This window comes from Kribbella sp. NPDC023855, assembly GCF_040639475.1.
In the GTDB taxonomy this organism is placed as follows: Bacteria; Actinomycetota; Actinomycetes; order Propionibacteriales; family Kribbellaceae; genus Kribbella.
The window spans coordinates 312,609-323,959 of record NZ_JBFAAA010000004.1 but is presented as its reverse complement, the minus strand read 5'-3'; the positions used below and the strand labels follow the sequence as shown (position 1 = coordinate 323,959).

Sequence of the window (11,351 nt, the reverse complement as noted above, 5' to 3'; positions counted from 1 at the left end):
GCGTGCCTAGCGAATACGCGAAGACACTGGGCGGCAAGTTGCGCGCCATCCGCCAGCAGCAAGGTCTGTCGCTGCACGGCGTGGAAGAGAAGTCCAAGGGTCGCTGGAAGGCGGTCGTCGTCGGCTCTTACGAGCGTGGCGATCGGGCCGTCACCGTCCAGAAGCTCGCGGAGCTCGCCGATTTCTACGGCGTGCCGATCCGTGAGCTGCTGCCCGGATCCGCCAGTGCGGCTGCTGCGGCTGCAGCTCCGCCCCGGTTGATTCTGGATCTGGAGGCTCTGCAACACCTCGACGCGAGTGAGGCCGGTCCGCTCACGCGGTACGCGGCCACCATCCAGGCTCAGCGCGGGGACTACAACGGCAAGGTGCTGTCGATCCGACAGGACGATATGCGAACCCTGGCCGTGATCTACGACGAGTCGCCGACGACTCTGACCGAGCGTTTCATCTCCTGGGGTGTGCTGAACCCGGAGGCGAAGGGTGACGTCGAGGAGTCCGAGGCAGCCGGCGCCTGACGGCGTCCGACTCGGAACGGCGCGACAAGACGGTCGGGGCTCGTAGCAGCTTGCCCGCGGCCGCCTGCCCGCCCTCCTCACGGGGGACGGGCCAAGTTTCTCGCACTATCAGGCCGGGGCCGTTCCCCCGAGCCGACGAACGGGGACGCTGAGAGGGCCCGGCACCGCACCGTGGCGGTACCGGGCCTATTGGACTTCCGGCGGCTTGGACTTCCGGCGGCGGGACTAGACGCCGAGGGTGGGCTTCAGCTGCAGCAGCCGGGCCAGCAGCCCGTTGACGAAGGCCGGCGACTCGTCGGTGGACAGGTCGCGCGCCATCGAGACGGCCTCGCTGACCGCCACCACGTCCGGGACCTGCTCGTCGAACAGCAGCTCGTAGGCACCGATCCGGAGGATGTTGCGGTCGACGGCCGGCATCCGGTCCAGCGTCCAGCCCACCGAGTGCGCGCCGAGCAGCTCGTCGATCTGTTCGATGTGCTTGGCCACACCCTCGACCAGCGCCACGGTGAACTCGTTCACCGGCGGGTCGTTGTCAGCCACCCGGTCGGCCAGGGTGCCGCCGACCGGCAGCCCCCGGACCTCCGACTCGAAGAGCACGTCGAGGGCGCGCTTGCGGGCCTTGCTACGGGCAGACATGTTCTGTTGTCAGCTCCAGGAATAGGTGCTGCTGGTCAGGAGGTGACGCGGCCGAGGTAGTCCCCTGTCCGGGTGTCCACCTTGACCTTCTCGCCGGTGGTCAGGAACAGCGGGACGTTGATCGTGTAGCCGGTCTCCAGCTTCGCGGGCTTGGTGCCACCCGTCGAGCGGTCGCCCTGCAGACCGGGCTCGGTGTACTCCACGGTGAGCTCGACCGAGGCCGGGAGCTCGACGTACAGCGGGAGGTCCTCGTGCACCGCGACGATGGCGTCCTGGTTCTCCAGCAGGAAGTGCGAGGCGTCGCCGACGACCTCGGGGGTGATGCTCACCTGCTCGTAGGTGGTCTTGTCCATGAAGACGAAGGAGCCGCCGTCGTTGTACAGGTACGTCATGTCGCGCTTGTCGACGTTGGCCACGTCGACCTTGACGTCGGCGTTGAAGGTCTTGTCGACGACCTTGCCGCTCAGCACGTTCTTCAGCTTGGTCCGCATCACGGCACCGCCCTTACCGGGCTTGTGGTGCTGGAACCAGACGACAGACCACAGCTGCCCATCCAGGTTGAGCACCATGCCGTTCTTGAGGTCGTTCGTCGATGCCACGCGGGAGTTCCCCTTCGAAATGTCACAGCGGAAGTGATCAGCGGTACGCCAGATTGTAGCGGTCGGCACGCGGTTCTCCCGATTCGTGGTCTCCGCGGGCCTTACGCTGGCCTCGAGGCGGCGCATTCCGCGACGGCCGAGCCCGGGAGGCATCCGATGACCGCATTCACCATCTTCGTGGTCCTGATGCTGATCTTCGGGCTGAGCCGCAAGGTCACCAACGCCGGCGATCCGGCGAAGCGGCGCGAGCGGGCCCAGCGGCTGCTGGAACGGATCCAGGCCCAGCAGGCCGGCAACCAGCCCCAGATGCTCCAAGGCCAGTACTCCGGGCCGGTCCAGGGGCAGCACCCCGCGCAGGGTCAGTACCCGGTGCCGGGTCAGTATCCGGTGCAGGGGCAGCACCTCGTGCCGGGGCAGTACCCGCAGGGTCAGTACCCCGTGCCGGGTCAGCACCCTGTGCAGGGGCAGTTCCCCGCGCAGGTTCAGTACGTCGCGCCGGTCCAGGCGCAGTTCCCGCCGCCCGGGCAGTGGCAGTATCCGGCGCCCCCTCCCCCGCAGCACCAGCCCCAGCACCACCAGCGGGCCGACCGGACTCAGCACGGGCGGCAGCCGGAGCACAACTTCCCCGCACCGAACAGCCCGCTCGAACGGCGCGTTCGCGAACTGATGACCAGCGGGAACGAAGTACCGGCGATCCGGTTGCTGTGTGACGAGCAGGATCTCGGCATCATCGAGGCGCAGAAGTACGCCCGCGCCCTGGTCGCCCCGCCCGGCAAGGCCTCGAGCGGTGGAGCCGCTGGGGACGCTGCGGTCGACAGCCGGTTCGAGGCGGACGAGACCGACCGGTACGTCGGTTCGGCCGCGTTCGCCGAGTCGGTCTTCGATCTCGACCGCGACGAGAACGTCTGGGCCAGCGGCTGGGTCGACCAGCCCGATCCTGAGGACCGGACCGACATGGACGAGCTCTGGCAGTCCGTCCGCAACGCCGGCCGCCCGGCCAACCCGACCGGCTAACCCGGCCAGCTGAGCGTCAGGTGGTTGTGGCGTTTGCGGAAGTGGAAGCCTGGCGGGAGCTGGTCGACCGGGAACGTCGGTGGATGGACCTGGAGCTTCGGGCCGGGACCATTGCGGAGGGTCTCGTTCCAGCGATCTGTCTGGTCGGTGAGCTGCTGAGCGAAGTCCTCGGCCGCGGGACCGTGGCCGGTAGCGCCCAGCTCGGCGAAGTCCGGGTCGGGCCCGGGACGGGCAGTCAGGTAGCCGAGCGAGTTGTCCGACGCCATCGCGGAAGCTCCCCATCGCGGCACTGGTGAGACCAGCGCCTTGTTCAAGGCGCGACGCTCGGCGCTGAGGACGCAGTACCCGGGCAGTGTGGTCGCTAGCCACAGGTCAAGGTCGGACAGCGGCTCCTCGCGGTGCATCAGGACACCGGACCACCTCGACACCTTCGGCTCGTCCAACACCCGCTCGGGCGGTAGCGGCGCCCCCACCTGGTCTTCGTCGAAGCTCAGACTGACCAGGCCGCCGTGCAGCCTGGCAAACCGCTCGTCGTTCGCGCCCGCGCCCTGCATGTTGACGAAGCCGCACACCGTCATCGACCGGCTCTCCAGACTCCGCCCCCACCGCCCACTGTCGAGCAGGTCGAACGCGATCGACCGCGTCTGCGACCGCAACCGCAGCGGTACGACGATGCGCCCGCCCGGCGCGAGCTGCTCCAGCCAGGCGGGAGCAATGTCCCAGGCGGTCACCGTGACGATGATGCGGTCGTACGGCGCGCCTTGCGGGCAGCCGAACTCGCCGTCGGCGCGCAGTACCTGGACATCCGGGTAGCCTGCGTCGTCCAGGCCTTGCCGCGCGCGAGCCGTCACGTCCGCGTCGATGTCGATCGTTGTGACCTCGCCGGACGGACCGGTCAGCTCGCGGAGCAGGGCGGCGTTGTAGCCGCCGGAGCCGATCTCGAGCACCCGGTGACCGGGCTGGACGTCGGCCTGCTCGAGCATCAGCGCGACGACGGTCGGCTGGGAGACCGTGCTGATCGCCACGCCGGTCTCGTCCCGCTTCATCAGTACGACGTCGTCGATGTAGGCAATCTCCAGCGGCACCGAGGGAACGAAGACATGCCGCGGTACTGCGCGGAAGGCGGCCGCGACCCGCGGGTCGTGGATCGCGTCCTGCCGGACCAGCAGGTCGGTCAGCGCCGCGCGGAACGTACCGGCGTACCGGGTTTTGTTGCTGTCGGCATCCATTGGGTCAGTCCGTCTTGTCGCCGAGGGATTCGAGCAGTTTGCGCAATGTGTCGGCCAGTGCGTCGCGTTCGTCGGCGGACAGCGCGGCCAGTGCGCGGTTCTCGGTCTCGATGTGGGTGGGCAGCACCTTGTCGATCAGCTTCAGCCCGGCCGGCGTCAGCGTGACCAGGACGCCGCGGCCGTCCGTCTCGCTCGGGCGGCGCTTGACCAGGCCACGCTCTTCCAGCCGGTCCAGGCGCTGGGTGATCGCGCCCGAGGTGACCATCGAAGACCGCATCAGCCCGGCCGGGGTCAGGCTGTGCTCGGCGTTGCTGCGCCGCAACGTGGCCAGGACGTCGAACGACGCCCGGTCGAGATCGTGCTTGGCGAAGTTGCGGCGCAGTTCGCCGTCGAACAGCAGCGCGAGCCGGCTCACCCGGCCCACCACGGCCATCGGCGAGGCATCCAGATCCGGGCGTTGCTCGCCCCACTGACTGAGCACCTGGTCGACATGGTCCGCCATACCCTCAGCCTACTGGATCGCTTAGTGGTGAGATAAACCACTGGAATGTTGCTTAGCGCTGAGATACATTGTCTTAGTGCTAAGCAATCGAGTCTCCCTGATCCTCACCACGGCGATCGCGCCGGCGCTGTGGGGAACCACCTATCTGGTCACCACGGAACTGCTGCCACCGCAGCGTCCGCTGCTCGCCGCCTTCATCCGTGCTCTGCCGGCCGGTCTGCTGCTGGTCGCACTCACCCGGCGACTGCCGCAGGGGGTGTGGTGGTGGCGCGCGTTCGTTCTCGGAGCGCTGAACATCGGCGCCTTCAACGCGCTGCTCTTCATCGGCGCCTACCGGCTGCCGGGCGGCGTCGCGGCGACCGTCGGCGCGCTGCAACCGCTGCTGGTCGCTCTGTTGTCGGCCGGTCTGCTGAGCGAACGGCTGACGCTCAGGACGATACTGACGGCGTTCGCGGGCGTGGCCGGCGTGAGTCTGCTGGTACTGCGCGCCGACGCGCGGCTGGACACGTGGGGTGTCATCGCCGCGCTTGGTGGTGCTGTCGTCATGGCCACTGGGGTGGTGCTCAGTAAGCGGTGGGCCTCACCGGCGCCGCTGCTCGCGACGACTGGCTGGCAGTTGGTCGCCGGCGGTCTGTTGCTGCTGCCGGTCGCGTGGATCGTCGAGGGAGCGCTTCCTGCGTCCTTCACCTTCGCGAACCTGGCGGGCTACAGCTACCTGACGATCTTCGGGTCCGCGGTGGCGTACGCCCTGTGGTTCCGCGGCCTGCGCGGCCTCTCCCCCACCAACGTCACCTTCCTCGGACTACTCAGCCCGGTAGTCGCGACCACACTCGGCTGGCTGGTCCTCGACCAACGTCTGACTCCGCTGCAGATCGTCGGCGGCGTGATCGTCCTCGCGGCCCTGATCGTCGCTCAGTTGAAGAAGTCCAAGCCCACCACTACTGCACCCGTTCCCGTCCCGGAAAGAGTCTGACCATGCGCATCACGATCTTCGGAGCCACCGGCGCCGTCGGCAGCCGAACCGTCCAGGAAGCTCTGTCCCGCCACCACGAAGTCACCGCGGTAGGCCGCAACACCACACGCCTACAGGCACTAGCACGCAGCATGACTACTGCGGGCGGCGGCGCAGGCGCCTCCGGCGCTGGTCGCAGAGTGTTGCGCGTTCGGCAGGGGGACGCCTCGGATCCTGCGGATGTTGCTCGGTTGGGGCGGGGGCAGGATCTGGTGATCAGTGCTACCCGGCCGGTGGCTGGGTTGGAGGATGAACTGGCTATTGCTGCCAAGGGGTTGGTGGCGGGGTTGAGTGGGAGTGGGGTTCGGTTGTTGGTTGTGGGGGGTGCGGCGAGTCTTACCTTGCCGGGCGAGCCGGGGAGGTTGCTGGTGGATGGGCCTGGGTTTCCGGTGGAGTTGCGGCCGATTGCGTTGGCCTGCAACGAGCAGTTGGACGTGATTCGCGGGGGTGACGAGGTGGACTGGACCTATCTCAGTCCGCCCGCGCTGCTCGAGCCCGGAGTACGGACAGGTTCCTATCGGGTCGGGCGGGATGAGTTGCTGGTCGGGCCGGACGGTACGTCGTACCTGTCGATGGAGGATTTTGCGATCGCGCTCCTCGACGAGGCCGAGCGTCCCCGGCATCGGCGGCTCCGCTTCACGGTCGGCACCTGACTGTTCAGATTTCAGCTTGTTGGGCACAGGGGGACCGTGGCTTCTTACGTGAATCCCGGCGGTGAGTACAACCGCGACAGCGACTACATCAGCACGCGGATCACGGCTGACGGTCGGGACGGGTACCCGGTCGAGCCAGGCCGGTACCGGCTGGTCGCGGCCCGGGCCTGTCCGTGGGCGAATCGGGCGATCATCGTGCGCCGCCTGCTCGGCCTGGAGGATGTCATCTCGCTCGGCCTCTGCGGTCCCACCCACGACGAGCGGAGCTGGACGTTCGATCTCGACCCGGGTGGCGTCGATCCGGTCCTGAAGATCCCGCGGCTCCAGGATGCCTACTTCAAGCGCGACCCGGGGTACGAGAAGGGCATCACGGTGCCGGCGATGGTGGACGTGGCCACCGGCGCCGTGGTGACCAACGACTTCCCGCGGATCACGCTCGACCTGTCGACCGAGTGGACGCCGTACCACCGCGACGGGGCGCCGGACCTGTACCCCGAAGCGCTCCGGGCCGAGATCGACGAGGTGGCCGAGCGCATCTACACCGAGGTCAACAACGGCGTGTACCGCGCTGGTTTCGCCGGCTCGCAGGAGGCCTACGAAGCGGCGTACGGGCGGCTGTTCACGGCGCTCGACTGGCTCTCCGAGCGGCTGAGCAAGCAGCGGTACCTGGTGGGCGACACCATCACGGAGGCCGACGTGCGGCTGTTCACCACCTTGGCGCGCTTCGACGCCGTCTACCACGGTCACTTCAAGTGCAACCGGAACAAGCTCACCGAACTGCCGGTGCTGTGGGCCTACGCACGCGACCTGTTCCAGACTCCGGGCTTCGGCGACACCACCGACTTCGTCCAGATCAAACAGCACTACTACGTGGTCCACACCGACATCAACCCGACCAAGATCGTCCCACTGGGCCCGGACCGGTCGAACTGGCTCACCCCACACGACCGGGAAGAGCTCGGCGGGAAGCCCTTCGGAGACGGTACGCCGCCCGGCCCACCCCGCGACGACGAACGCGTCCCCACCGAGCACGGCGCCACCAACCCAGCAGCGCCGCCTCGGTCGTAAACCTCAGGTAGGCCGGCGGGACGGCCAGATGATCGCGGTTTCGTCGAACTCGTCGCTGAGTTTGACGACGGCGCGCGAAGACAGGACACGCTGGGTCTTGAGTTGGGCAGCGAGGATGCGAGCCACCTCGATCGCGCCGCGAGCCCGGAAGTGGGTGTTGTCGCTGACTCCGGTTGGGTAGTTCACGCTCTCCCCCGGCTCGAGCCAGAGGAACTGGTCCTTGGTTGGCTCGGGTCCGAGCTTCTGCCACAGGTCGAGGCTGAGCGTCGACAGGTCGATGACCGTGACACCCAGCCGTTGGCCGAGTTGCTTCATGGCCGCCGGGTACTCGCCATGGCTCCGCACCGCGGTACTGCCCGAGAAGCGCCGGCGCTCGACCGGGGTGACCAGCACCGGCGTCGCGCCATGCGCCCGCGCCGTCTCGACGTACCGGGTCAGGTACTGCTGGAAGGTGGTGTAGGGATCAGTGCCGCGATCGGGGTCGGTGATCTTTTCGTCGTTGTGGCCGAAGGAGATGAGTAAGTAGTCGCCCGGCCGGATGGCGGAGTCGATGCGGGCAAGGCCGCCCAGGGCGATGAAGCTCTTGGAGCTGGCACCCGAGATCGCCTCGTCGACGACTCGGACGTCGCGCTTGAGGAAGAGCGGGAGCGCTTGTCCCCAGCCCGTCCGAGGTGCTTCGGCTGTCGCGTAGATCGAAGCGGTCGAGTCACCGGCGACGAAGACGGTGAACGGCCGGGTAGTCCGCGTGGCAGCGGATGTAGTGGCGGTTGTGGTGAGCCAGGGGTTCCAGCTGTCTGTGCCGGTTAGGTAGGTCGCTGGCGTGTGTGCGTCGGCCTGCGGCTGCTGGAGGTGCGGGCGGCCGTCGACGGGGGCGGGCACGGCTCCTGGGCCAGTGTTGTTGTACTCGAAGAACTCCGCGTCGCGCCAGGAGTAGCCGCTCATGTCGGTCCAGGCCGGAGTGCCGATGTGGGCGCCGAGCCAGGAGTCGCGGACCACCACGGCCGGGTCGGTCAGCGGGTCGCTGCTCGGGTGCCACGGCCGGCCGAGGAACACCGTGCCCGGGGCCGCCTCTGAGGTGAAGCGGCAGTCGGTGAACAGGAAGCCCAATCGGCCTTCCGGGGTCGAGGCGGCCGTGACGTAGCCGTTGACTGTCGAGCCACGGTCGAGCGAGTGGATGGTCGACTTCTCGAACACCGCGGTCGCCCGGCCGTAGATGAAGTCCACATCGCCTTCGATGTAGGAGTCGCGGACATAGACCCGCGAGACGAGCTGTTTGCTCGGCGAGTCGGCAAGGTAGGTGTCCTGGTTGCCGAGCACCCGGACGTTGTCCAGCGTCGTACGGTCACCCGTGGTCCGCAGCGCCAATGCCTGGCTCTGTCCGTTCGCCTTCTCGTCGTAGTTGTTGACGATCGTCAGCGCCTGGAACCGGACGTCCGCGGCCAGACTGCCGAGCGTGGCCGACAGGTTCGCGCCGTACGTCCCGCCGTAGAACTTCGCTCCACCCGCCGGCAGGTTGTACTCCAGTACGACGTCCGTCGCCTTCCCGGTCTCCCCCTTGATCGTGACGCCGTTCGCGTCCGGCCAGAGCCGGACCGCCTCACGATAGTTGCCTGGGGCCACAACCACGGTGACCGGATGGGTGGCCCGCGCGGCCGCACCGACCGCCGCGCTGATGCTTGCCGTGTCCCCCGAACCGTCCAGAGCCACCCGCACCTGGTCGCCGACGACCTCGTCGGCGGTCGTCGGACCTGCTTGGGCAGTCACCAGACCGGCGACGCCGTCCACGGGATCCGCCGTGTAGGGGTAGAAGGAGGTGGGCTCGAAGGTCGGGCCGGTGTTGTCGCGACGCCCGTGGGTGCCGGTGAACCGGTTGCCGCGCGAGTGCAGTTTCGAGGCCGGATCCTTGACCACGATCGGGTCCTCGGCGTTCGCGTACACGCTGTTCTCGACGACCAGCTGGGACGCTCCGCGCGACATCGTGCCGTACTGGCCGATGCCGTCGAGGTAGTTGTTGTAGAGGTGGCCGGCGGCAACGTTGTCGATGCTGGCGTTGCGCTGGTAGGTGTTGGTGATCCAGTTGTGGTGCAGCGTGATCGTGGTGACCACGTTGGGCGTCCAGCCCACGCCGATCGCCTTGTTGTGGTCGCGGAACACGTTCCAGGACAGGGTCACCGCCGTGGAGTCCTTGCGGACGTCGACCAGGCCGTCGCCCAGCCGGGTGAACTCGTTGTGGTCGATCCAGACATGGCTGGAGGTGTCGATCCGGATGCCGTCGTTGTCGTTGTCGGACCTTTTGCCGTCCCAGTCGCCGGGGATGTAGGAGTCGCGGAAGACCAGGTTGCGGATGATGACGTTGTCCACCCGGTCGACGAACAGGCCGCCACCGACCAGACCGGCCTTGCTGCCGGTGCCCGCGATCGTCTTGTTGGCAGCGACCTTGATCATCGAGCCCCACGGCTGTACTGCGATCTCTCCCCTGACCAGGATGGTGAGCGGCTCCGGGCGAGCGGCCGCAGCGGCCAGTGCGGCGGCGGTGGTGACCGTCACGATCTCCCCACCGGTGCCTCCGGTCGTTCCACGGGGATGCGTCGCGTCAGCCGTCGAGGCGAACCCCGTCGCCACCGGCGACCACACCGGGCCGTCGGCCGAGGTTGTCGACGGTGCACGCATCGACTTGAGCAGCGCTGCGCCCGCGACGGCCGGATCGGTTGGGTCCGCTCCGGAGTACAGGCGGCCGGCTCCTGCCCAGGACTGGACCGCCTTCCGGGCGAGCTTTGCGGGCTGGATGATGCCGTGCGGCCCGGCCACGCCCGTGACCGTGCCGGCCAGCGGGGTTGCGGGGTTGGCCGCGTTGTAGGCCGCGAGCACGTCGGTCTCAGTGCCGTTGACCCAGGTACCGGCGGCGTCGATGCCCTTGCCACCCCAGTTGTGGATGATGTCGGCCGCCTCGACGCCGGCCGCGAGTTCGAAGGTGTTCTGCCGGGCGATGATGCTCGACTCGACCCCGGCGCCCCACGAGTACTCGTAGTGCTCCGGATCGGTCACCCGGTACAGGTTGTTGTAGACGTGCGCCTGGCCGTACCGGACGCGGGGTGCGCGCTGGACCAGGTCCACCAACTCGTTGTGGTGCAAGGTGACGCGGAGCTTGCCGCGGTCGGCGATCACGTCGTCACCGTTGCCCCACAGCATCGACTTGTCGTGGCCGACCAGCCGGCTCCAGGAGATCGTGACCAGGTCGGACTGGCGCACCACGTCCAGCAGGCCGTCATGGCGCAGGAAATGCTGCCCGAAGTACGACGGCTGTTCAGCGTCGACGGTCTTGCCGTCGTCGAGCGTCAGGTGGTCGAGCCAGACGTGCGTCGCGCCGCTCACCACCAGGTTGTCGTACTCCGTCTTCCAGGTCTCGCCGTTCCAGACCGGGAAGCAGTCGTAGGCGTCGGAGATCCGCAGGTTGCGGATGATCACGTTGCTGACCTTCTCGACGTCGACTTGGAGCCCGGTCAGAGTCGGGCTGCCGATCCCGATGAGTGTCGTGTTCGAGCCGACCCGGACCTTCACCTGCTGTCCCTGGGCGGCGGCGGAAGCCTTGCGGGCAAGCTCCATCGGACCGGAGGCCGGGCCGGTCCAGTGCGCGGGGTCGAAAGCCTCCAGGTACTTCGGCAGGGTGTAGCCGTCGCGCTGGTAGCCGGTGCAACTGATCGCGGTGCCGTCGGCGCGACGGTTGCCGTCGATGTTGCCGACGACCCGGACGATCTTGGGCTCGTCGCCCTGGACAGCGGCGACGAGCTCGTCGCGATTGTCCACATTGATGACCTTGCCGGGTACTGCGGCCGCGCCGCCCGAAGTACCGCCGTCGACGGAGGCCCAGCCGTCACCGGGGGTCAGCTTCTGCCGTTCGAGCTCCGGCTTCGCGGTGGCGGAACTGGTGTCGGCCGGCTGCGCCGCTGCGGGCTGCTGGGCTCCGGCGACCAGGGCGCCGACCAGGGACGCGGCGGCGCAGGCAGCGAGGAACAGGCGGGGTTTGGGGCGAGTCGGCTCAGCTGATGTGAAGTACATCCTTGGCCCTTCTGATGAGCGGAGGGCTCCCACCCTGGGGAACCGGTTTCTCAGAGGCTAACGACGC

10 protein-coding genes are annotated in these 11,351 nt (G+C 68.1%); 5 read left to right on the top strand and 5 right to left on the bottom strand.

The window, feature by feature from the left end; genetic code table 11:
- Window positions 1–2: 2 nt before the first annotated feature.
- Window positions 3–515: a transcriptional regulator gene (locus AB0F51_RS16840; protein WP_026163359.1), complete on the top strand. Its 513-nt coding sequence runs from the start codon at window positions 3–5 to the stop codon at window positions 513–515.
- A gap of 225 nt (window positions 516–740) precedes the next feature.
- Here AB0F51_RS16840 and nusB read toward each other — a convergent pair whose 3' ends face one another.
- Window positions 741–1,151 carry a transcription antitermination factor NusB gene (nusB, locus tag AB0F51_RS16835; protein WP_360280570.1) on the bottom strand — a complete coding sequence of 137 codons (411 nt, stop codon included), beginning with the start codon at window positions 1,149–1,151 and terminating at the stop codon, window positions 741–743.
- Window positions 1,152–1,186: 35 nt separating this feature from the next.
- On the bottom strand, window positions 1,187–1,750 hold the full coding sequence (efp, locus tag AB0F51_RS16830) for an elongation factor P (RefSeq protein ID WP_360280567.1): 564 nt from the start codon (window positions 1,748–1,750) through the stop codon (window positions 1,187–1,189).
- Between the two features lie 156 nt (window positions 1,751–1,906).
- Between efp and AB0F51_RS16825 the strand changes: the two genes are divergently transcribed.
- Window positions 1,907–2,764, top strand: a complete 858-nt coding sequence (locus AB0F51_RS16825) for a hypothetical protein (RefSeq protein ID WP_360280565.1) — start codon at window positions 1,907–1,909, stop codon at window positions 2,762–2,764.
- Here AB0F51_RS16825 and fxlM read toward each other — a convergent pair.
- Window positions 2,761–3,993 carry a methyltransferase, FxLD system gene (fxlM, locus tag AB0F51_RS16820; RefSeq protein ID WP_360280562.1) on the bottom strand — a complete coding sequence of 411 codons (1,233 nt, stop codon included), beginning with the start codon at window positions 3,991–3,993 and terminating at the stop codon, window positions 2,761–2,763. The genes AB0F51_RS16825 and fxlM overlap by 4 nt on opposite strands.
- Before the next feature lie 4 nt (window positions 3,994–3,997).
- Entirely contained in the window at window positions 3,998–4,495 is a 498-nt protein-coding gene (locus AB0F51_RS16815) for a MarR family transcriptional regulator (protein ID WP_360280559.1), read from the bottom strand.
- 76 nt (window positions 4,496–4,571) lie between these two features.
- Between AB0F51_RS16815 and AB0F51_RS16810 the strand changes: the two genes are divergently transcribed.
- From AB0F51_RS16810 to AB0F51_RS16800, 3 genes are read left to right on the top strand one after another with little or no spacing between them, the layout of a single operon-like run.
- Window positions 4,572–5,468 (top strand): EamA family transporter, encoded by an 897-nt coding sequence (locus AB0F51_RS16810; RefSeq protein WP_360280556.1) that lies wholly within the window; start codon window positions 4,572–4,574, stop codon window positions 5,466–5,468.
- Between the two features lie 2 nt (window positions 5,469–5,470).
- Entirely contained in the window at window positions 5,471–6,160 is a 690-nt protein-coding gene (locus AB0F51_RS16805) for an NAD(P)H-binding protein (RefSeq protein WP_360280554.1), read from the top strand.
- A 36-nt stretch (window positions 6,161–6,196) separates the two neighbouring features.
- Window positions 6,197–7,228 (top strand): glutathione S-transferase C-terminal domain-containing protein, encoded by a 1,032-nt coding sequence (locus AB0F51_RS16800; protein WP_360280551.1) that lies wholly within the window; start codon window positions 6,197–6,199, stop codon window positions 7,226–7,228.
- Window positions 7,229–7,231: 3 nt separating this feature from the next.
- Here AB0F51_RS16800 and AB0F51_RS16795 read toward each other — a convergent pair whose 3' ends face one another.
- On the bottom strand, window positions 7,232–11,284 hold the full coding sequence (locus AB0F51_RS16795) for a pectinesterase family protein (RefSeq protein ID WP_360280549.1): 4,053 nt from the start codon (window positions 11,282–11,284) through the stop codon (window positions 7,232–7,234).
- Window positions 11,285–11,351: the final 67 nt, after the last annotated feature.